18 protein-coding genes and 1 pseudogene are annotated in these 21,831 nt (G+C 64.3%); 8 read left to right on the plus strand and 11 right to left on the minus strand.

The genetic code is table 11. The features are described from left to right. Position 1: 1 nt before the first annotated feature. Complete coding sequence (locus tag PQR53_RS32615; RefSeq protein WP_408463618.1) at positions 2–1,663, minus strand: MFS transporter; 1,662 nt, start codon at positions 1,661–1,663, stop codon at positions 2–4. Between the two features lie 262 nt (positions 1,664–1,925). Continuing rightward, complete coding sequence (locus PQR53_RS32620; RefSeq protein ID WP_408463566.1) at positions 1,926–3,362, minus strand: sigma 54-interacting transcriptional regulator; 1,437 nt, start codon at positions 3,360–3,362, stop codon at positions 1,926–1,928. A gap of 1,255 nt (positions 3,363–4,617) precedes the next feature. On the opposite strand from PQR53_RS32620, the gene PQR53_RS32625 reads away from it, so the two are divergent. The 3 genes from PQR53_RS32625 (at position 4,618) to PQR53_RS32635 (ending at position 7,881) form a co-directional block, all read left to right on the plus strand. Beyond that, the gene (locus PQR53_RS32625) at positions 4,618–4,905 is read left to right on the plus strand and encodes a hypothetical protein (RefSeq protein ID WP_408463569.1); all 288 of its coding nucleotides are present in this window, start codon (positions 4,618–4,620) and stop codon (positions 4,903–4,905) included. 62 nt (positions 4,906–4,967) lie between these two features. Continuing rightward, positions 4,968–6,170 carry a CpaE/TadZ family protein gene (locus tag PQR53_RS32630; RefSeq protein ID WP_408463572.1) on the plus strand — a complete coding sequence of 401 codons (1,203 nt, stop codon included), beginning with the start codon at positions 4,968–4,970 and terminating at the stop codon, positions 6,168–6,170. Between the two features lie 268 nt (positions 6,171–6,438). After that, a complete protein-coding gene (locus tag PQR53_RS32635) occupies positions 6,439–7,881 on the plus strand; it encodes a nicotinate phosphoribosyltransferase (protein WP_408463575.1) in 1,443 nt (480 codons plus the stop codon). Between the two features lie 83 nt (positions 7,882–7,964). On the opposite strand, the gene PQR53_RS32640 is transcribed toward PQR53_RS32635, so the two are convergent. Then, positions 7,965–9,803 carry an ABC transporter ATP-binding protein/permease gene (locus PQR53_RS32640; RefSeq protein WP_408463621.1) on the minus strand — a complete coding sequence of 613 codons (1,839 nt, stop codon included), beginning with the start codon at positions 9,801–9,803 and terminating at the stop codon, positions 7,965–7,967. Positions 9,804–9,869: 66 nt separating this feature from the next. After that, positions 9,870–10,745, minus strand: coding sequence for an extracellular solute-binding protein (locus tag PQR53_RS32645; protein WP_408463578.1), 876 nt, complete (start codon positions 10,743–10,745; stop codon positions 9,870–9,872). A 213-nt stretch (positions 10,746–10,958) separates the two neighbouring features. Between PQR53_RS32645 and PQR53_RS32650 the strand changes: the two genes are divergently transcribed. Further along, entirely contained in the window at positions 10,959–11,609 is a 651-nt protein-coding gene (locus PQR53_RS32650; protein WP_408463581.1) for a nitrogen fixation protein NifQ, read from the plus strand. 49 nt (positions 11,610–11,658) lie between these two features. After that, entirely contained in the window at positions 11,659–12,057 is a 399-nt protein-coding gene (locus tag PQR53_RS32655; protein WP_408463584.1) for a winged helix-turn-helix domain-containing protein, read from the plus strand. A 139-nt stretch (positions 12,058–12,196) separates the two neighbouring features. Here the strand turns inward: PQR53_RS32655 and PQR53_RS32660 are convergent, their stop codons facing one another. The 3 genes from PQR53_RS32660 to PQR53_RS32670 form a co-directional block, all read right to left on the minus strand. Next, positions 12,197–13,546, minus strand: coding sequence for a DUF2325 domain-containing protein (locus tag PQR53_RS32660; RefSeq protein ID WP_408463587.1), 1,350 nt, complete (start codon positions 13,544–13,546; stop codon positions 12,197–12,199). A 140-nt stretch (positions 13,547–13,686) separates the two neighbouring features. After that, positions 13,687–14,274 carry a hypothetical protein gene (locus PQR53_RS32665; RefSeq protein ID WP_408463589.1) on the minus strand — a complete coding sequence of 196 codons (588 nt, stop codon included), beginning with the start codon at positions 14,272–14,274 and terminating at the stop codon, positions 13,687–13,689. Positions 14,275–14,473: 199 nt separating this feature from the next. Further along, a complete protein-coding gene (locus PQR53_RS32670; protein ID WP_408463592.1) occupies positions 14,474–15,349 on the minus strand; it encodes a LysR family transcriptional regulator in 876 nt (291 codons plus the stop codon). A 110-nt stretch (positions 15,350–15,459) separates the two neighbouring features. Between PQR53_RS32670 and PQR53_RS32675 the strand changes: the two genes are divergently transcribed. From PQR53_RS32675 to PQR53_RS32685, 3 genes are all read left to right on the plus strand, one after another. Continuing rightward, a complete protein-coding gene (locus PQR53_RS32675; protein WP_408463595.1) occupies positions 15,460–17,037 on the plus strand; it encodes an MFS transporter in 1,578 nt (525 codons plus the stop codon). Between the two features lie 157 nt (positions 17,038–17,194). Continuing rightward, positions 17,195–17,674 (plus strand): nuclear transport factor 2 family protein, encoded by a 480-nt coding sequence (locus tag PQR53_RS32680; protein ID WP_408463598.1) that lies wholly within the window; start codon positions 17,195–17,197, stop codon positions 17,672–17,674. A gap of 88 nt (positions 17,675–17,762) precedes the next feature. Beyond that, positions 17,763–18,641 carry a 2OG-Fe(II) oxygenase gene (locus PQR53_RS32685; protein ID WP_408463600.1) on the plus strand — a complete coding sequence of 293 codons (879 nt, stop codon included), beginning with the start codon at positions 17,763–17,765 and terminating at the stop codon, positions 18,639–18,641. Positions 18,642–18,700: 59 nt separating this feature from the next. Here the strand turns inward: PQR53_RS32685 and PQR53_RS32690 are convergent, their stop codons facing one another. The 4 genes and pseudogenes from PQR53_RS32690 to PQR53_RS32705 form a co-directional block, all read right to left on the minus strand. Beyond that, positions 18,701–19,117, minus strand: a complete 417-nt coding sequence (locus PQR53_RS32690) for a cation efflux transmembrane domain-containing protein (RefSeq protein WP_408463603.1) — start codon at positions 19,115–19,117, stop codon at positions 18,701–18,703. A gap of 329 nt (positions 19,118–19,446) precedes the next feature. Next, positions 19,447–19,881, minus strand: coding sequence for a GNAT family N-acetyltransferase (locus tag PQR53_RS32695; protein ID WP_408463606.1), 435 nt, complete (start codon positions 19,879–19,881; stop codon positions 19,447–19,449). 116 nt (positions 19,882–19,997) lie between these two features. Next, positions 19,998–21,437: an MFS transporter gene (locus PQR53_RS32700; protein WP_408463609.1), complete on the minus strand. Its 1,440-nt coding sequence runs from the start codon at positions 21,435–21,437 to the stop codon at positions 19,998–20,000. 288 nt (positions 21,438–21,725) lie between these two features. Beyond that, positions 21,726–21,831: pseudogene (locus PQR53_RS32705) on the minus strand (carboxyvinyl-carboxyphosphonate phosphorylmutase); the annotation flags it as partial.

The following is a 21,831-nucleotide window of genomic DNA, read 5'->3' on the forward strand; positions in this document are numbered from 1 at the left end:
TTTAGCGCGGCGGCACGGCGGTTTTTCCGGTAGCTGCGCGGATTGTCAACGCCGCCAGCACCGCGCCGGCCAGCGCGCACCCCGCCGATGCCAGCGCCACCGCTCGCAATGCCGCTCCGAGAGCCTCAGCTTGCGCGTGCGTCACGTCGGCCCGTGCTGCCGCGTCGGCCGCGTCCGTTGCGCCTGGCGCGGCCGGCCCCGGATCCATCGAGTCTTGCGTCAGCCGCGTCGCCTGACGCGCCGCTTGCGGGACATGCAACGCATCGAGCCGCGCGTCGAGCGCCGCGTCGTGCGACCACACGAACACGATGCCGAGCACCGCAATCGCCAGCAGACTCGCCACCCGGGCGACGGCGTTATTGATGCCCGAAGCGACGCCCGTACGCGCGGCGGAGACGGAGGACATCACCGTCGTCGTCAACGGTGCGACGGTGATCGTCATCCCGAGTCCGAGCACGATGAGCGCCGGGAAAAAGCCGCGCCAATAGTCGCCGCGCACCCAGGGCAGCGCGAGCATCGCGAAGCCGAGCGCTGCGATCACCGGGCCGATGCCCAGCAAGGCCCGCGCGCCGTATCGGCTCGTCAGGCCGCCGGTGAAGCGCGACAACAGGCCGATCGTGACCGGCACCGGCAGCAGTGCCGCGCCTGCCTCGGTCGCGCTATAGCCATACCCGCGGATCAGCGTGAACGGCAGGAAAAACAGCGCGCCGCCTAGCCCGAAGTAGAGCAACAGCGTGACGAGATTCGCGCCGACGAAGTCGCGCGAGCGGAACACGTCGAGCGGCATCATCGGATTGCGGGTCTTTGCTTCTAGCACTACGAAACCGCTCAGCACCAGCAGGCCGCCGAGGATCGAGGTCAACACCCGGCGGTCGCCGAAGCCGCGCGCCGAGGCGATGGTCAGGCCATAGGTCAACGCGGCCAGTCCCGCGGCCGCTGTGATGGCGCCCAGCCAGTCGAGCTTCGGCTGCGCGTTTGCCTTGAGCGCAAGGTCAAGTTCCGATACGTCGTCCTCCTGCCTGCTATCCGGCACGGCGACGATCGCCAGCGCGATGGTTGCGCACGCGACCGGGACGTTCAGAAAGAAAATCGCCCGCCATGAAAACGCATCGACGAGCCAGCCGCCCGCCACCGGCCCGAGCGCCGACGTGATCGCGCCGACGCCGGCCCAGGTGCCGATCGCCTGGCCGCGCTCCTTGTCGTCGAACACCGCGCCGATGATGCTGAGACTGCTCGGCACCAGCAACGCCGCGCCGATGCCTTGCACGGCGCGCGCCGCAATCAGGGCACCGACGCGGGGCGCGAGGCCGCAGCCGATCGAGGCCAGCGTGAACACGCCGATTCCCGCGATAAACACGGTGCGCCGGCCGAGCTTGTCGCCGAGCGAGCCGCCCACCAGCACCAGCGCGCCGAGAAACAGCAGATACGCGTTGACCACCCACTGGATCGCCGCGACGCTCGCGCCCAGCTCGGTCTGGATCGACGGCAGCGCGACGTTGACAACGGAGCCGTCGATAAACGCCATGCTCGAGCCGAGGATGGTCGCGGCAAGCGCGAGCTTTTTGCGCCGGCACGGGTGAGCGAAGCTAAGGGGGCGAGCGTGGATGGCGAGCGAGTCGCACGGGCTGGCCTGGGCGGGGAGAACGGAGGAGGGGCGGCGCATATGCGCCCGAGCATGCTGATCGGCCAAGTCCGCTCCGAGATGGATGAACGGCCTTCAGCATAGCAACGCCGGGGGCGATTCGATAGGCAGCCACGACGTCCGCTGCGCCGGGCCGCGACAACCGGCACGGAACCATCGGATTTGAGCGTTGCTAGACAATACGCCCCATACGAGAGTCATCGCATCGGCGCTGGATGCGCGGGATAAAAACGCTACGGTTCGATGCGCAAAAAGGCGTGCCCCGCTTAGGCGGCCTACGAGATCAGACCAGCGATGGCGCCTGCCGCTCCGCCTCGTCATCGGAATCGGCGCCGCCGTTGGCGCTCGTCCCGCGCCCGGGCGCCGGTTCCTGATGCAGCCGGTTCGCATGCATCAGGCGATACAGGGTGGCCCGCGAAATACCGAGCTCGGCCGCGGCCTCGGACAATTTGTAGCCATGCCGCTGCAACGCATGCTCGATGGCGTCCTTTTCTGCTTTGCTGCGAATTTCCGCCAGCGTCACCGCCGGACCGTGGTCGGTTTCCGGCAAGCCGAGATCGCTTGCCGTGATAAAGCGCCCCTCGCTCATGACCACGGCACGCCGCACGCAGTTGATCAGTTCGCGCACGTTGCCCGGCCACGGATAGTTCGACATGGCGACGATCGCGTCGCTCGAAAGTCCGCGCAGTTTGCGTGCGCCGTCCTGCCGGTACATGCTGAGCGCATAGTTGGCGAGCAGCTTGATGTCGCCACCGCGCTCGCGCAACGGCGGCTCGACGAGCCGCAGCACGCACAGGCGGTGATACAGGTCGGAGCGGAAGCGCCCGTCTTCGACGGCTTTGTCCAGATCGACGTGCGTCGCCGAGATTACTCGCGCGTCGACCTTGATCGGCCCATTGCCGCCCAGCCGTTCAATGGTGCCTTCCTGCAGGAAGCGCAGCAGCACCGCCTGGCATTCGTGCGGCATGTCGCCGATTTCATCCAGGAACAGCGTGCCCTCATTAGCGCTTTCGATCCGGCCGATCTTGCGTTGCAACGCGCCGGTAAAGGCGCCGCGCTCGTGGCCGAACAATTCGGCTTGCAGCAGGCTCGGCGGAATCGCCGCGCAGTTGATCGCGACGAACGCCCGGCCGGCGCGCGGCGAGCGCTCATGAATCGCACGGGCGGTCAGTTCCTTGCCGGTGCCCGATTCGCCGGCGACGAACACTGGCGCATCGGTCACCCCGCATTTGTCGATACGCCGGTACAACTGCTGCATAGCCTCGCATTGCCCCACCATGCCGTGCCGGCCAAGCGACGGCTCCGGTACGACCGGCGCATGCCGCAGGCTCGATAACCCATGCGCGTGGCCCAGCGCGAACACAAGCCGCTCGTTCAGCCACGGCCGGGTAACGAAATCGAAGCAGTAATCGAGAATGAAGCGGCTGACGAGTTCGTTTTCCGCCTGGCCCGGCGCGATCTGCGCCACCCAATTGGTTTCGACGCGCCGCATGCAGGAAGCCAGCGCGGACAGATGCTGCGACGTGCAGTCACCCGGCAATTCGACCAGCCCGACCTTGATGTTGCCGCGTTCGATCATGCGTTCGGCGATCGCCGTGCTTTTGGCGTGCACTGCCTGCCAGCCCGATGCGGCGAGGAAGCTGGCGAGATCCTGATCGGGCGAGTTCGACACATACAGAACAGTGCGTTCGGTTTCGACAGGCGTGCAAGTCGTATTCATGTAACCCCCGGATCGTTGCTGCTCTCAGAACTGCACCTGGACGTACTGGACGGACCGGTAATGACAAATCACGGTAGCGGTAATGGCGGGGGCATGGAGCGGCGGCACGAGCCGCAAGGTGCATCGGCCAGATCACGGAAGCAACGTTCAACGCTGAACCCGCCTGACTATTTCATCCCCGAATCACAACAGCCGTTTTTTACCTCGGTGGCCCGACACAGGCGCTCTATGTGGCGCATGCCTTAACCATAAGCGAAAGCGCTTTCGAACGCCATACAAACAAATCGGGATTCAGAAACGTTTTTCGTGCTCCGAGGTGTTGGCTTGCCGTTCAAAAATAGTCGGTCAACCCCGGCTATGCGAGGTGTACCACAGAGCGCGGTAAAACGCATGACGATCGTCGTGCAACGGCTGCCGAAACACCGAGCCGCCGCGTCTCAAGCTTGCGACATGTTGGGCAGGGGTCGCAAGTGCTGCTTCGTGCCCCGAAGTATCGGCACATTTGACCGGGGTGCGCCGCAAAGCGCGGCCTGGCAGGGTGGGATGCGGGTCGTCCCCAGTCATGCGGACAGGTAGATTGTCCCGCCATGCGCGTGCGCTGAATCAATCGCGTGTCGAATCCGAATCAACGCGTGTCGCGAAGCCGGCCCAGACAAACTGCGTCGCGACAGAATCACCATGCGGCAAGGGGTTGAAGGTGCCTGGCACAGCCATTGCAATAAGAGCTTCGCAAGCCAATGCATTGCCGCCGCGGTCCGGAAGCACGGGGAAGCAACTGGAGTCCGGCGGCAAACATTATCTTCGTAAGCGCGGCCGGGGATGCCAATGCGTCTTGCGAGGGTGCGGCGGGGCCACTGAAAAACGGATGTCTAAAAAACGGGGTGAATGATCGAGACGAAGTTTCGGTCATTCATCACCGGACAACGTGAAACGCTGACCTCGCCACTTTTTCCGTCAAGCTGGACGGATTCGAAGTGGATGACCGAAGTAGCAGGCCAACGTAGCTGGCCGAAATAAATAAGTAAAAAAAGCGACAGGTACCGTGCCCACGCAATTCACGGGCACGCGACGCACAGAACAGGGAAGGGGCAGCGCACGGTCAGGACCGGCCGGCGCGACGAAGCGGGGAGGAATGGCCAGAGTCTCCATAGAGGGGCGCATGTTACGAGGTGAACCGGGCGCCGTGCCTGCGTACTAACGCAGGCACGGCTTACCTGGATGCGGTCCGCGAAGGGTCCATCATTCGGGGGGTGTCATGAAAACGAATAGCAAGCTGGCCGCATCGCGGCTGGACCATCACATCACGGCGCACGGCGCCGCGCTCTCTTATCGGCGTCTTCTGGTGCGGCAGCGCAGGTTGTTCGCCGCGCCGTCGGCCGATCTGCTCACGCTGGTCATCGCCGAGGCGGTAAAACGCAAGGCCCAGGCAGAGATTCAACGCGATGCGCTGCGCGACGCGATGTTCGAGATGCCGGTTGCGCCCGAACGAGGCCAGGAGCGCGGCGTGGACATCTACCCATCCGATCCCGACGACTACACCTGAATGCCGACTGTTATCGACGCGGCCTTGCCCACTGACAGGCCTTAGGCCGGCGGAGACCTGGCATGATCGACATCTTCATGATTACATCCAGCGCGGAGCGAGCGCCGCACATCGTCGCGCGTCTCGACGAAAGCGGCGTGGTGTATCGCTTGCGCACCGCGTACTGCACGCTGCGGCAGTTGCGCATGCATACCCGCGCGATCAGGAGCGCCGATCTGCTGATCGTCGACGACGTCGAGTTGAGCGCGCGCGATCTGGACGGCGTGGAGGAGACGCTGGCCTGCTCGCCTGTCCTGCATTGCATGCTCGTTACGCCGGCGCCATCCACTGCGTTGCTGACTGCCGCGATGCGCGTCGGCGTGCGGGATGTGCTGTCATGGCCGCTGGAGGCCTGCAAGATCGCTGCGGCGCTCACGCATATCGCCGCGAAAAAGAACGCGGGCGGCCGCCGCGCCGGGCGAATCGTCTCGCTGGTGTCGAGCAAGGGCGGCAGCGGTACGACGCTGATCGCTGTGAATCTCGCGTATTCCCTCGCCTCGCTGCGCAACAGCCGCGTGCTGCTGATCGATCTCAGCCAGCAATTCGGCGATGCCAGCCTGTTGATGGCCGACAAACCGCCGCCCGCGACGCTTGCCGATCTGTGCTCGCAGATCGACTGCCTTGACGCCGGCTTGCTGGACGCATGTGTCATGCGGGTACACGCGAACCTCGACGTGCTGGCGGGTGCCGGCGACCCCCTCAAGGCAGCCGAGGTGCAGCCCGCGCAACTGGAGCAAATTCTGTGGTTGGTACGCGAGCGGTATGACGCAGTACTGATCGACATCGGTCAAAGCCTCAATCCGCTGACGATCCGTGCACTCGATCATAGCGACGCCATTTGCATGGTGGTGCGGCAAAACCTGCTTTACCTGCACGGCGGGCGCCGCATGCTCGATATTTTCAGGGAGCTGGGTTATCCGTCGAGCAAGGTGCGAGTGGTGGTGAATCAATACGACAAGAACGCGGCCATCAACCTGCCCACGCTCGAACAGACACTCGGCGCGAGAGTCGCGCACCAGCTTGCGCGTGACGAAAAGCGCGTCAACGAGGCGCTCAACCGCGGCGTGCCGCTCGTCACCTCGGCCCACGACAGCGGCCTGGCGCAAGGCATCTGTCTGCTGGCCGACATGCTGTGGCCGGCGCCCGCCGAGCCGCGCAAAGGCATGCTCGGCCGCCTGTTCGCGGCACGGCCGAATGCGCCGCCGCAACTGAAGCCTGGGCACTGAACCCGGCCGCTTGCCGCGTGTAGCCGGAATGCAATGCGGCGCGTTTCGCATGGCATGGACATCCGCCAGCAAGTCGAGCGCATTGTGCGAGAGGAACACCTTCTGTGCGCCGACAAGCGGTATCGGGCATAACGAGGTAAGGTGCGGGTCCGGGTGGTTCCGGGCGGGTTTTGACGGTGTATGGTGTAGCTTCGCCTACGACGCAAGCGCCACGTCCCCGAGGCCACCCGATTACTCTTGAGAGAACCGCACGAGCGCAGCATCACCCATGCAAAACGATACAAACCCACTCAACGCCATGGCGTCGATCCTGTCCAATCCGATCCTCAACACGGATTCGTACAAGGCGTCGCATTACCTGCAATATCCGCCTGAAGCGTCGGCGATGTTTTCGTACATCGAGTCGCGCGGCGGACGCTATGACCGCACGCTGTTCTTCGGTCTGCAGATGCTGATCAAGGAATATCTGTGCCGCCCCATCACCGCCGAGATGATCGAGCAGGCGAAAGCGTTTTTCACGGCGCATGGCGAGCCGTTCAACGAAGCCGGCTGGCGCTACATCGTCGAGCATCATGGCGGCTATCTGCCGGTACGGATCCGCGCGGTGCCGGAAGGCTCGGTGGTGCCCACGCACAATGTGCTGGTCACGGTCGAATGCGACGACCCCCAGGTGTTCTGGCTCGCCTCGTATCTGGAAACGATGCTGCTGCGCGTGTGGTATCCGATTACGGTGGCGACGCAAAGCTGGCATCTGCGCAAGACGATCCGCGCCTATCTGGAAAAGAGTAGCGACGATCTGACGCAACTGCCGTTCAAGCTGCACGATTTCGGCGCGCGCGGCGTGTCGAGCGCGGAGTCGGCGGCAATTGGCGGCTCGGCGCATCTCGTCAGTTTCATGGGCTCGGATACGGTGCTCGGTGTGGTCGCCGCGAACCACTACTACAACGAACCGATGGCGGCGTTTTCGGTGCCGGCCGCGGAGCACAGCACGATCACCGCATGGGGTCGCGAGCGCGAAACGGACGCGTTCCGCAACATGATCGCGAAGTTCGGCAAGCCGGGGGCGATCGTTTCGGTGGTGTCCGATTCCTACGACCTGTTCGCCGCACTCGAGGTATGGGGCAAAGACCTCAAGCAGGCGGTGCTCGATTCCGGCGGTACCCTGGTGATCCGGCCTGATTCCGGCGATCCGCTCACGATCGTCCTGCAAACCATGCGCTCGCTCGAGGCATCGTTTGGTTCGACGGTGAACGGCAAGGGGCGGCGCGTGCTCAATACCGTCCGCGTGATTCAGGGCGACGGCGTGAATCCGGATTCGATCGAGGCGATCCTTGCGGCCATGGATGAGGCCGGCTTTGCCGCGGACAACATCGTGTTCGGCATGGGTGGCGCGTTGTTGCAGCAGATCAATCGCGATACGCAGCGCTTCGCGATGAAGTGCTCGGCCATCCGGCTCGGCGATGAATGGCACGACGTCCGCAAGGACCCGGTGACGGATGCCGGTAAGCGGTCGATGAAAGGCCGCCTGACGTTGCTGATGAATCGCCACACAGGCGAGTACCGGACGGCGACGCTGCCTTTGGTCTGGGACGACCGTACCGTTGAAGGGGACTGGGACGAGGCGCTCGTCACTGTGTTTGATTCCGGGAAGTTGCTCGTCGACGTTGCGTTTTCCGAAGTCAGGAAGCGGGCACACGCGGACGAGGTTTAAGCGGGCGTTTGGCGGCCGCAGCGGGAGCGGCAGCGGCGGCGTGGCCTAATCGCCATGCCGCTGCTAGCGCCGGAACAAACCCGTCAACTCACATTCCAGACTGCAACGCCGGAGGCCTCAATATCGATCCGGCAAGGGCTTCCTTCCCGCAGCCGGGTGTCTTCGTTCGCGATATCGAGCCGCATCCCCGCGATATTCAAGCGCACATATCGGTCACCTCGCCGTAACTCGACAGCGTCGACCACGCCGGCATGAGCGCCCTCGGGTGAAATCGTCACGGCGTGCGAAGAGATGCGCCACATCACCCGTTGCCCGGCAGGCAGGGCGGAACCGCTATCGCTCGTCGCGATCACGAGGCCGTGGCCGATCTCGACCTGCCGAGGCGCCGTCATCGAACCAACGCCTACGTTGTGCAAGCCGAGCAGTTCCGCAACGCGCATCGAAGCCGGCCGTTCGAACACCGCGTCGATGGAACCCGCCTGCAGCACGCGACCCTGTTCAACGACCAGCACCTCGTCAGCCAGCAGCGCCGCTTCGTCGGGATCGTGCGTGACGATGATCGTCACCGCCGCAATCTCGCGCTGCAACGCGCGCAGCGACTGCTGCAAACGCCGCCGCCGTGGCGTGTCGAGTGCCGCGAACGGCTCGTCGAACAGCAACAGTTCGCTATGCCGCGTGAGGGCCCGCGCCAGCGCCACGCGTTGCCGCTGACCGAACGACAATTGATGCGGCAAGCGCGCAACCAGTTGTGTGAGGCCCAGATGATCGAGCCAGTAACGCGCGCTGGCGGCGTCGGCGTCGATCGGAAACCGGAGTTGCTGCGCGACCGTCATGTGCGGGAACAAACCGTAGTCTTGCGGCATATAACCGATCTGGCGGCGCTCGGGCGGCAGTGTGCCCAAGTCGGTGGTGCCCAGCCGCACGTCGCTCGACGCATTGGATTCGAGCCCCGCGATCAGACGCAAGGCCAGCGATTTGCCCGAGCCCGACGGCCCGATGATCGCCAGCCGCCGCGTTGCAGGCGTCCACGCGATGTCCAGGTCGAACGCGCCCAGGCGGCGCTGCAAATGAAAGGCGAGGCGCAGATCGGCGCTCTCGCCACGGCTCGCCGTTAGATCCGTGCCGGGTTCCAGCGCGTCGTCGCCGCTTTCTGTTTGTTCGAGCGCGGCTTTTGAGCGAAGGCTATAAATCGACAGCGCCGCGCAGATAATCGCAATCGCGAGCGTCGGCAGCAGCAGCGGCATCATCGCCGGCAGGCCTTGGCCGCCGAACACGACATACGTGTACACCGGCAGCGAATACGGGTGATAGGCGACCATCACCGTTGCGCCGAACTCGCCGAATGCACGCAACCACGCGAGCGCGAGTCCCGCTCGAATCGCCGGCCACGCAACCGGCAACATCACGCGGAAGAAGCGGCTGTTCGCATGATGGCCGAGCGTCGCGGCGACGTCGTCGAGCACGGGATCGACGGCGGCGAACGCCGATTTCGCGGCGATGATCAGGAAGGGCGCGGCCACGAAGGTTTCCGCGAGCACGATGCCGGCGAACGAGTCCGTCAGCTTGCCGCCGGTGAACTGGCCGACCCAGCTATACGGGCCCAGCAGAAACAGCAGCAGCACGCCGCTCGTGAGCGGCGGCAACGCAAGCGGCAACTGCACGACGAAGCCGAGCAGCGCCATCTTGCGTGAGTTGGAGCGCGCCAGAAAATAGCCGAGCGGCACGCCGCCCAGCAGAATCACGCACGAGGCCACACTGGCGCTCGCCGCCGAGATGCCGACCGCCGACCCCACCGCGGACCAGTCGACATTCGGCCAATCGGCCGCGCCGAGCTGGGGCACGCTCGCGATGAATGGGGCGCATAAATAGACGGCCAGCAGCGCCGCCAGCCACAATAGCGGCCGCGCGGCCGACCGCTTCACTGCCTGCTTCACCGCCTGATTTACTACCTGATCCACCGCCTGATTCATCGCTTGTTTCACCACACCTTACTGCGCGGCGTCGATCACGGCTTGCAGCGAAGGCGGCATTGCCTGCACGTTGCCGGTCGTGGCCGGTTTGATGACGTCCACACCGTGTTGCTTGAGCAGCGCGCGGCCCTGTGCACTCAGCAGGAAGTCGACGAAGCTGCTCGCGCCCGTACGGTTCGGGGCGTCGTTGAGAATCGTCAGCGTGTAGCTGGCCTTGGCCTGCAATTCTGGCGCCGGGCGCAGCGCAGGGATTTTCAGGTCGGAGGTTTCGGTCGAGTAGAAGAAACCGGCATCGAGCTGGCCGGATTGGAGGCGGCCCACCAGCGTTTCCTCAGGCAAAACCTGGGCGGGATTTTCCGCGTCGCCCAAGGTCTTCTCGACGAGGTCCGGCTGATGATAAAGCGCCGCGGCCTTGTTCATCATATCGACGGTGAAGGCGCCTTTCGGATCGAGCTTCGGATCGGTACGGCCGATCCGGATGCCCGGCTCCTGCAACACCTGATCCCAGCGCCTGGTCTTGAAGTCCGCCGCGAACTTGCTTTTCGGGTTGTAGCCGATCATCAACGGCGATTCGGCGAAGGTTACGTACCACGTGACGTGGTCGCCGTTCGCCTCGCCCATCAGGCTGTTGTTCACCGTCGGGCTGGCGCTGATGAACACGTCGCCGCGGCGCAGCTTGCCTTTGATCTCGTTGGCGATCTTGTTCGACCCCGCCGCATAGCCGCGGAATTGCTGACCGGTGGCCTTTTCAAAGGCGGGGCCGACACTGCGCTCCATCAGATTGACGAGCGAACCGGCGTACAGCACGTTGACTGTGTTGTCCTGCGCGAAGGCGGGCGCGGCTGTCATGACGCCGGTGACGATCACGAGAGAAGCGAGCAGCTTGCGAATCATGCGATTAACCCCGATACGTTATTAAGAGCGCTATATTACGACGTCATCGCGCGGCGGTGCACGTTGCTGTGCACTCAGTGTGGTCATGTGAGATCAGTTGCACGCCACGTCAAACGTCTCGCGCGTATCGAGGCGCATGTCCTGAAGCCTTTGGCGTAGGCGATTCGAGCGACAGGCGTACCATGGTCCGCTCTTCATCATCGCGCCGCCGCCATGTCTGACGAACCGCTTACGCCCGCTGCGGATGTTGCTGCGCCGGGCGCCGAATCGCTGCTCACGGCGCTCGATGCGCAGCTTGCCGAGCGCACGGCGGCGTGGCTGGCGGCGGCCACGAACGCGGCGTCGCCCGATACGCAATTGTTTGCGAGGCTAATTGCCGCGCGCGACGTGCGTCACGAACTTGCGTTGCCTGGGTTGCCGCCGCAAGCCTGGCGCGCATTACTGGAGCGGCATTTCGCCCACGCGGTACACGCGCCCGTGTCCGTGCTTGCGCCTTTGTCTGCGTTACCACCCGTCGACACACGCGAACACGCGCAATTCGTCGAAACGCTACACGCGCTGCTGCTCACGCATTCCAGCACCACCGTCGATGCGAACGACGCCCAGTGCCTCGCCGCGATCATCGCTCACGCGTGCCTGCGGCCGGACCACCTGTGGCGCGACCTCGGCCTTGCGGGCCGTGAAGAAGTCACATGGATGCTGACGCGTTATTTCCCGACGCTCGTCGTGCTCAACGTCGAAAACCTGCGCTGGAAGAAATTCCTCGCTCAGCAACGCGCGCTTTCGGTCGGGCTCGAGCCTGGCCCGGCACCCGGTTGCCCGGGTTGCGAGGACTATGGGCATTGCGTCCCGGACCGCCACTAGAGCCTATGCCAGGATGGCAGCGCGAGGCGCTTCGTGTATGCTTTTGCGCATGGCTGATACCGCAAAAACCAAACCCAGACCGGCGACGAAACCCGCCAGGCCGCGCCCTGAAGTGCGCTTCAGAATGCGCATCCGCAGCGGCGATGCGGTCGCGCTCGGACCCGGCAAAGTCGAGCTGCTTGAAGCCGTGCGCGAATATGGCTCGATCTCGGCTGCGGCGCGCAGCCTCGACATGTCGTACCGGCGCGCATGGCTTCTGATCGACGAGCTGAACCGTTCGCTCAAGGCGCCCGCCACGCACTCGGAGCAGGGCGGTCAAAGCGGCGGTGGTTGTACGCTGACGCCGGTGGGCGAAAGCATCATTCGGCTCTACCGTGACGTGGAAGTCGAGGCCGAACGATGCTGCGCGAAACAGCTCGCCGAGCTGACCAGGCTGATTCGCTCCTGAGTGGAGATGGGCGGGTCCGTTCAGCACTCGCGCGGTTCACGATCAGGACTCGCGGATCACGGCGCCTGGTTAGTCGTTCACCGATAAGAACTGGCGCTCGCAACGCACACCCTGCGTCTGCCTGAGCACGCCTCAAAGCTCAGCCGTGGCGCAGGCAAAACGCCGACGGCGGCGTTTTGCCCAACTGGGCAAGATGCTCGGGGCGCAAGCGGCCCACCAACTCCACAAAGCTCGCCACGCTCGCCGTGCGCAATGGGTGATAGTCGATCTGATGCCGTTCGCACACCCGTTTGAGCGTATTCATCGAATCGTGATCGACGCAGTCGACCGGAAACACGACGATATCCGCCCCCGGCAATGCCGCGGCGAGCAGACCTTTGCGATCTTCGACGCCGCCGTCGTGCACTACGAAATCCCCGCCGGCCGCTTCCACTAGCCGCTTGAGCGCGGCGTTCGAGCCGGGCCGGCCGCCCACATAAACAATCCGTTTGCCGCGTATGCCGTCGAGGCTGGCTTGCCGCGTCCCCGCGCCATGGCCGCCCGCTGCATCCACGGTTGCGCGTTCCAGCGCATCGCATTCGCTTTGCACTTGCGACAACTGCGCCAATGCTTCATCGCGGCTCCTGCGTAATGCGAGCGCCGCGCCCTGTTCCTGCTGCATACGCTGTTCCGCGGTCTCGCGGCGGCTCGTGTGCAATGCCAGCCGCTGGTCGGTGTCGGCCAGCTTGTCGCGCAGCCTGGATACCTCGGCTTCGAGATCGCTGGGATCCGTCGACGTCTGGCGCATGGCCAACGCAGTGAGCTGCGCGATCTGCTCGTTGAGCGCCGCGATCGTGGCGTCGCGCTGCGTGCTGATCTCCTGCAAGCCGCATTGCTGCCGCTCGAGTTTCTCTTTCAATTCGGCGTTTTCCGCTTCGAGCGCGACCAGCCGGCGGATGTCCGCGCGATTCGCCGCGCCGACCAGATGCGACAGCATGTGCAATTCGCCGAACGCTTTCTGGCGCACCTGCAAGGTCGCGTACGGATGCGTCATCAAAGCCCAGTAGGCTGGCGGGATGTCGCCGCTTTTCAGCGCTTCGTCCCAGAGCTTGAGCAAGTCGACTTCGTCGGCGGCGTCGTCGAAACGACGGATCGCCCCGGCATAGTGCTCGTCGAGCAATTTGTGCAGGGCTTTGGCGCCCGCGCCGCCATCGATCGCGAGTTCGACGGCCGAGTGGTGAATCTCCAGGTCGCTCGCGTCGTGGCGATCGAGGTTGGTGAATTTAGGCACCAGCTTGCGCAGTTCGTGCGTGCTGAGACAGGTGCCGATGATCGAACAATGCAGTTGGCCATCGAGCTCCGCGAGGCGCGCGCGCCGGTTGACATTCGAAAACGACATCTTGGCGGGGGTGCAGCACGGGTCGATCGCCTGCAGGCCGGTGCCAGCAAGCTCGTCGCCGGACAGTTTGAGGCGTGAGGGCTGGGCGAGACGAAACGGCGGCGTGTGCATGAGGACCTCGGATCCGGTTCTGGCATCAGGCTGACTGAACGAGCGGGCTGGACGCGCTCGCCCAACGCATCGTGCTGACGATATATTCGAAAGGATATAGCGATGGGTGAAAGAAAACGTTCATGTGCGCAAATGACGCATTATTCGTTGGGGCGTACGAGCGTGGGCACAGCGCGTGATTGCGATTTGCGTCTGGTGGCAGGGGCGGCAGGCGCAGAGGCGGCGGGAGGGCGGCCAGCGGCGCGCCGGACCACAGCCGTCTGCGAGCCGGATGATGCTGCCCGCGCATGCTCCTCCAGAACATGCCCAACGCACAGGCCGATAAATGCCGCGTCGAGCCGTTCGAGTTCCGCCACCACCTTGCGTAACGCAGCCAGGTCGTTGCTGGACGCGTCCGAGAAAATCGCGTCGCGAAGCTGCTCGGCTGAACGCGCTTCTTCGATCGAGGCTTTCAGATCGCGCAAACGGACGAAAGCCGCCGCCTTGGCCTGTTCGGCGAGGATCGACAGCAACTGATTCAATGAGTGCGAGCCCAACGTGCCGACCGAGGCGAAGTTCAGCTGGTCGTTCGTCAACATCAGCACGAAGCGCTGCACGCTGCCGTAAAGGCGCCGGTAAGCGTCGACTACATCGCGGATCAGCTCGGCGCGGCCGCGTTCAGACGCCGACTTCACCGCGACGATGGTCGATGAAAGCCCGTTCGGAAGGCGTCCCGCCGGGTCGGACAAGGAGGATCCCGATGTGGATCGCGAGTTGGCTCGCGCTGTGGATCGCGCTGTGGATCGACTAGGCACTGCTACTGGCTCCTGCTTGCTTGTTTTGCTTCGTCGTGTGCGTTCGACGGGCGAGCCGCCGCGTTCCACGAAGCATACCGTGATATTCGACAGGATATAACGAAAGACGGCCTACGTGTAGTGCGGGCAGGTTTTACCTGCTTCGCGCGAACTCGAGAAATGCCCGCACGGCGGGCGCCCGCTCGAACTTTCGATAGGCAAGGGCAATTTCCGAAGCGATGGGTTTGCCGGCGATATTTCGGTAGACGACGCCCGGCAACGCGATGCAATCGGCCAGCGTATGCGGTACGACCGCCACGTTGCCGCCTAGCGATACGCAGGCCAATACCGCCGCGAGCGTGCCGGGACGGGCTCCGAGCCGCGGCGAAAAGCGCCCGCGCCGCGCGACTTCGAAGGTGCCGGCTTCCTGTTCCGGCAGCACGAAACATTGATCGCGCAGTTGTGACGGTTTGATGTCGGGCGAGCCAGCCAGCGCGGAACTTTCCGGCAGCGCGAGGACGAACGTATCGCGGTGCACCGTGCTTGCCTGAATGCCGTCGACCAGCGGCATCGGTGGGCGCACGTAGGCGGCGTCGAGCAGGCCGTCGCGCAGCATCTCGGCTGCGCTGTCCATCGGCACCTCGCGAATCGAAATGTCGACGCCCGGATAGCTGGCGCGAAAGCCGCTGACCGCCGCTTGCAAGACACCCGCGTAGGCGGCCGATGCGACGTAACCGACTTCGATTCTGCCCAGCTCGCCGCGCTCGGCGAGAATCGCGCGCTCTTCGCCGCGCGCGAGGTGGTCGAGCGCGCTGAGCGCTTCAGCGAGGTAGGCGCTGCCTGCCGCGCTCAATGCCACCGACCGCTTGGTGCGATGGAAGAGCCGTACGCCGAGTAGCCGTTCCGCTTCCTGGATCAGCTTGGTGAGCGATGGGGCGGCGATGTCCAATTCGTCGGCGGCGCGGGAGAAGTGCAGATGCCTGGCGACGCAAACGAACGCATGGATATGGCGAAGTTCGAGTTTTCGCATGGTCTTCAGTATTTCCGCCAGAGATAATTATTTTGTGAGTTTATGCCAATGACAGGAAACAGACGCTTCGCTACCATCGAATCACTTCGATTCGACTCCACCTGCGCCGTATGTCAACCGCGTCCACCCGTCCCGCACTGCCTGCAGACTCCAAACCCGTCAACCCCGCGTTCGTGCTGGCCACAGCGTCGGCGACCTGTGCGCTGATCGTTCTCGACACCAATGTCGTGGCCGTCTCCTTGCCGTCGATCGCGCGCTCGTTTCACGCGAGTTTCGCCGATGTCGAATGGGTGGTCAGCGCGTACATGGTCGCGTTCGCGTCGTGTCTGCTGCCCGCTGGCGGTCTTGCCGACCGCGTCGGCCGCAAGCGGATGCTGCTGCTCGGACTCGCGGTGTTCTTTCTGGCGTCGCTGGGCTGCGGGGCGGCGCCGTCGGCGGCCATGCTGAACGTGGCGCGCGCGGTCAAGGGCGTCGGCGCCGCGATGCTGCTCACCGCGGCGCTCGCCGTGATCGCCAACACCTTTCACGAAGGGCCCGCACGCGTGCGCGCCTGGGCCGTGTGGGGCACCTGCATGGGCCTTGCGACGACGGTGGCGCCGCTCATCGGCGGGGTGATTACCCAATGGCTCGGCTGGCGCTGGATCTTCCTGCTCAATCTGCCGGTGTGCGCCGTGCTCGCGTGGTGCGCGTCACGCTCGATTCGCGAGTCGAGGAATCCTCGACCCGGCCCGCTCGATGCCGCCGGCAGCATGCTGTTCGGCCTTGCGCTCGCGCTCGGCATCTGGGCGTTGATCGAGGTGCCGGTCGACGGGCTTGCGAGCTGGACCACCGCTGCAAGACTCGCCGCGTGCGTGCTGCTGCTTGCCGCATTCGTCCAGGTGCAACGCTCGCGAGCTCATGCGATGGTCGACCTTGCGCTGTTCCGCCAGCCGCGCTTTGTCGCCGCCGTGCTCGCGATGTTCGGCTACGCCGCTTGCGCCCAGGTGATGATGACGTTTTTGCCGCTCTATCTGCAGAACGCATTCGGCCTGTCGGCGGTGATGGCGGGCGTCGGCATGCTGCCGTTCGCGCTGGCGATGGTGCTCGGGCCGTACATCGGCGCGGCGCTCGCGAGGCGGATGTCGGGTTTGGCGTTGCTGTCGAGCGGACTATTGCTGATCGCGGCCGGCAATCTGCTGACGGCGCTGGTCGCCGGCGACACGCGCTATGTGCTGGTGGCGCTCGGCATGGTCGTGACCGGGCTGGGCGCGGGAATCATGAATGGCGATACGCAGAAGGCCATCATGGCGTGCGTGCCGCCTGACCGGACTGGCATGGCGTCCGGTATCAGCACGACGACGCGCTTCACGGCCATCGTGACTTCAGTGGGTGTGCTGGGAGCGGTGCTCGCGGCCCGCACGCACGCCGCATTCGTCGCCGCCACGCAGATGACGCCCGATATCGGCAGCGCGCTCGACGCGGGCTTCATGTCACGCGTGCTGGCTGGCGATACGGCGCAAGCCACGGCGCATCTGCCGCCGGCGCTGCGGGTCACCTTGATGTCGGCCGCGCACGCGAGCTTTGCCAGTGGCTTTGCCGCGGCGCTTTATCTGGCCGGCGCAGTGGCGGTGGCGATTGCGGCGGGCATCTGGCTGCTAGGTCGCAAGGGTGAAGCTGTTCGGGTGAGTGGGGTTGCGTCGAACAATTAGAGAGGCGATCCAGCCTGCCGCGCCCCGACTGCCTCGTTTTCCGATATCGTGTGCTGCTCGTGCGCGCTGGAACCCCGGCGCGCGCTTCTTCACGGGCCGTTTTCACCACCGGTTAAGCGGCTAAGCGGCTAAGCGGGTAACGCACAAGCACAAGAAAATGAGCCATCCCAACACCGAACTCATCGAGCGTTTTTACACTGCGTTCCAGCAGCGCGACGCCGACACAATGGCTGCCTGCTATGCCGACGATGTGGTCTTCATCGACCCGGCCTTCGGCGAGCTGCGCGGTGAGGAAGCGCGCGACATGTGGCGCATGCTGGCGGCGCGCGCACAGGATTTCTCGCTGACATTCGACGGGGTCGAAGCGGACGAGCGCACCGGCCGCGCCCACTGGGTAGCCCGTTACACGTTCAGTCAGACGGGCCGCACGGTGATCAACCGCATCGACGCCCGCTTTGGGTTTCGGGACGGGCGCATCGTCGAACATCGCGATTCGTTCGACCTTTGGCGCTGGTCCCGTCAGGCTTTGGGGCTCAAAGGCGCGTTGCTGGGCTGGACGCCTTTCGTGCAGCGCGCAATCCGGGCGCAGGCGAGAAAAGGCCTCGACCTCTATCGGCGCCGGCAGCGCCGCGCGTAACTGGTCAATTCGGGCGTCCTGCGTCCGCCCTTGCTATGGACCGGCCAGTTGATGCAGTATTTTGTCACACGGAAAAGCGGGGAATGCTATGCCTGTAATGGATGAGTCATGGGAAGCCTGGCTGAGCAGCAACGTAGCGCGGGGATGCAGCGCGGACTCGATGATCGACGCGATGGTCCAGGCCGGGTTTGCCACGGAAGCCGCGCACGCGGCGGTGCACAAAGCGTCCGGCAGGAATTCGGCGCAAGCGGCGGCCCCCGCGCCCGCGGCAACCGAGGCCGCGCTGGTAAAAGCCGTGCCGCAAACGTACCAGTACGACGAGTCGCCCGTTGCGCGCGGCAATGTGATCCGCGCGCACGATCGCGATGTCCACGTGCTGATGCGCTGCGAGCGGCCGCAAGTGGTCGTGTTCGCGGATGTGTTGTCGCCGGACGAATGCAACGAGATGATCGAGCGCTCGCGGCATCGGCTGAAGCGCTCGACCACGGTCAACCCCGCCACCGGCAAGGAAGACGTGATCCGCAACCGCACCAGCGAAGGCATCTGGTACCAGCGTGGCGAAGACCCGTTCATCGAACAGATGGACCGGCGCATCTCGAGTCTGATGAACTGGCCGGTTGAAAACGGCGAAGGGCTGCAGATTCTGCATTACGGCACGAGCGGCGAATATCGCCCGCACTTCGACTATTTCCCGCCCGATCAGGCCGGCAGCGCGGTGCACACCACCCGGGGCGGCCAGCGGGTCGCGACCCTCGTGATCTATCTGAACGACGTGCCCGACGGTGGCGAGACGATTTTCCCGGAAGCGGGCATGTCTGTCGCCGCGAAACAGGGGGGCGCCGTCTATTTCCGCTATATGAACGGCCAGCGGCAGCTCGATCCGCTGACCTTGCACGGCGGCGCGCCGGTGCTCGGCGGCGACAAATGGATCATGACGAAGTGGATGCGCGAGCGCGCCTACGGCTGACAGTCGCCTGTGCATGCCGCGGACGGAAAGAACGCGTGCATGCCCACCCGCGACACGCGCTATTCGGCTGTGCGAAGCGCGACGGCTTTTTCAGCTGCACCGGCTGACAGTTGTTTGAATGCGTCGCGCGCGCTGAGATACCCCATGCGCATGATCATCAGGCCGATCGCGGCGGCTGCCACGTGATCGAGCATCGGCAGACCGGCCATGCTGCCGGCCACCCCCAAGGTCGCGACCAGCGCCGATACCGCATCCATTCGCGCGTGCCATGCGCTGGCCTGCAGAATCGCCGAGCCGCTGCGCCGGCCCGCGGCGTGCAGGTAGCGAAACAGCGTTTCCTTGGCGATCGTGACGAAGCCGCTGACGGCGAGCGCGCTGACTCGCGTCATCGTGTTGCCGCTCAAGGTGCCTACGGCAATCTGTATCGCCATGAGGAAAGCGTTGAGCAGCGCGCTGATTGAGGCGGCTTTAAACAAGGCAGCCGCCTTTGGGCGTGCGGCGATTGCTGTCGCTTGCCCGCTCAACAATCGTTGCGCGAGAAGTGCTCAAACGGTCCACTACCGTCAATCCGGAGAACGGATCGAATGATGTGATCCCCAGTCGCACTAGCGAAGGCGCCTGGTATCACCGGGGGCGGCCCTTTTCCTCGAGCGGCTCGAAAAGCGCTTCGCCAGCTAGATGAACTGACCTGTCGACCATGACGAAGGGTTGCAGGTGTTGAGATATGGGGTGGGCGCCGAGTACCGGGCGCACTTCGATTTTTTCCGCCGTCGCAGACCGGCAGTGCCGTGCATATGGAGCGCGCTCAAGCCGTCTTGTAGACGTCCGGATTGTGCAGTTCCATATAACGCTCCGGCGTCGCCAGTTCCTTGAAGCCGTGCGGTTTGTAGACGTGGTGGGCGTCTGTCGTCACCAGCACGATTCTGCGCAAACCGCTCAGCGACGGGCTGGCGAATACGTGCTTCATCAATGCCGACGCGTAGCCCCGGCCACGGTACCCCGGCAGCACGAACACGTCGCACAGGTAGGCGAATGTCGCCTCGTCCGTGATCAGGCGGGCAAATGCAATCTGCTTGCCTTCGAGATACGCGCCGAAACATAGCGACCCCGCTATCGCCCGGTCGAACGTCTCGCGCGGCATGTCTTTCGCCCATGCGGTCTCTTGCGACAGGAACGTGTAGATCATGTCCAGCTCGAGGTCGGCCCTGTTGCGCGAAATCGTCAGTTCGTTGGCTTGCACCGCATGTCTCCACTTGTTCTGATCAAGCCATTGAAGGAGGCGGCGCCGGTTGGGCGCCGCCGCTTCAACCTGGCTTCAATTGCGCTTCAAATTCTGCCATCAACCTCGCTTTGCGCTCAGCTCTTCGCCGGGTCTTCGGTGCCGCGCGAACCGCCGCCGATGCTTTGGCCGGCGTCGTGCGCGAGGCCCATGTAGCCGATCACCGAGATCAGCGTCACCACGCCGGCAAACAGAAACGCCAGGCGGAAGTCGTCGAGCGTGAAAACGCGGCCGGTCGTCTCGCCATTGATGAACGCAGCGGCGCGCAGTGACACCGCGCCGAAGGCAATCCCCAGGCCGAGCGTCATCTGCGCCGCCGCGCTCCACAGCGTGCTGGCCGCGCTCATCTGCGGCTGTGCGACGTCGGCGTAGGCGAGGGTGGCAAGCGTCGAGAATTGCATCGAACGCGCCACGCCGTAGACGAAGACGACCAACAGGACCAGCACGAGCGGTACGTTCGGCGTCAATAGGCCGCATGCAATGATGGCGATGCCGGCCAACGTCACGTCGACAATCGACACCATCCGGAAACCGTAACGCTGCAAAATGCGCGTGGTCAGCGCCTTCATGCCGAGGTTGCCCACCGCGCTCGCAAGCAGCAGCAAGCCCGATTTGAACGCAGACAGGCCGAAGCCGATCTGGAACAGCAGCGGCATCAGATAGGGCACCGCGCCAATGCCGATACGCGTGAACGATCCTGTCACCACGGTCACCGAAAAGGTCGGAATCTTCAGCGTGGAGACGTCGATCAGCGGATGAGGATGCCGCTTCGCATGCTGGAACGCCACCACGCCGGCCAGCAAGCCGCCCACAATGAACGCCGCGGCAATCCACGGATTCTCGCCAGGCTGGCTCGCCAGTTCGGCGCCGTACAGGATCGCGGTCAACGTCACGCCGCTCAGCAGCAGGCCCACCACGTCGAGCGGCTTGCGTTCACTCCCGCGCAGGTTCGGCACCAGGACGAGCGCAATTGCCATTGCCGCCAGGCCGAACGGCACGTTCAGCAGGAAAATCCAGCGCCATGACGCATAAGTCGTGATGAAACCGCCGATCGGCGGACCGACCACCGGCGCGGCGATCGCCGGCCAGGTGATGGTCGAGATGGCCTGCATCATGCGGCTCTTCTCGGTGCTGCGGACCACGATCAGGCGGCCCACCGGCACCATCATTGCTCCGCCGATGCCTTGCAGAAGCCGTGCCGCGGTGAACTCGGTGACGTTCTGCGATAACCCGCACAACACCGAAGCCACCGTGAAGACGCCGATCGCGCTGAAGAACACAGTGCGTGAGCCGCAGCGGTCGGCGACCCAGCCGCTCGCCGGAATGAAAATCGCCAGCGCCAGCATGTAAGCCGTCATGCCGAGGCTCAGGCTGTTCGGGCCGACACCGAACGAATGCGCCATCTGCGGTAATGCTGTGGCGATCACTGTGGTGTCGAGGTACTCCATGAAGAAGGTGGCCGCCACGATGTACGGCAGCCAGCCTACGTGTGAATTGCGTGCGCCGCTTGTCGTCATTGCACCGCCCTTATTGCAGGGCGGGTGGATCCGTTGGGGCCTTTAATGTGCCAGGCGGTACCGCGATATCTTGTTGGCCTCATGTTCTTGCGACTACCTTTCGAAAACGTGTTTCCGGCATCCGGATAAAGACGAGCAGGGAAATGGCGGCCCACACCGTGACGTATCCGTGGAAATACGCCTCGTGGCCGCCAGCCTTGAATCGTAACGCAACAAATCCGGTTGCAGCGCCGAGAATCGCTTCAGGGTGTCATGGACTTGCGCGCCGCCTCGCGCTGTCCATAGGGTTCAATCCTTCGCCGCGTACTCGCGATCGAGCTTGTCGTATAGCGGCTTGTTGACGAGCCGCTGGCGCTCGCTGAACGGTGCGACGAGCGTGGCGTCTTCATCGAGG

It is taken from the genome of Paraburkholderia fungorum (assembly GCF_046027605.1).
Lineage (GTDB): Bacteria > Pseudomonadota > Gammaproteobacteria > Burkholderiales > Burkholderiaceae > Paraburkholderia > Paraburkholderia fungorum_F.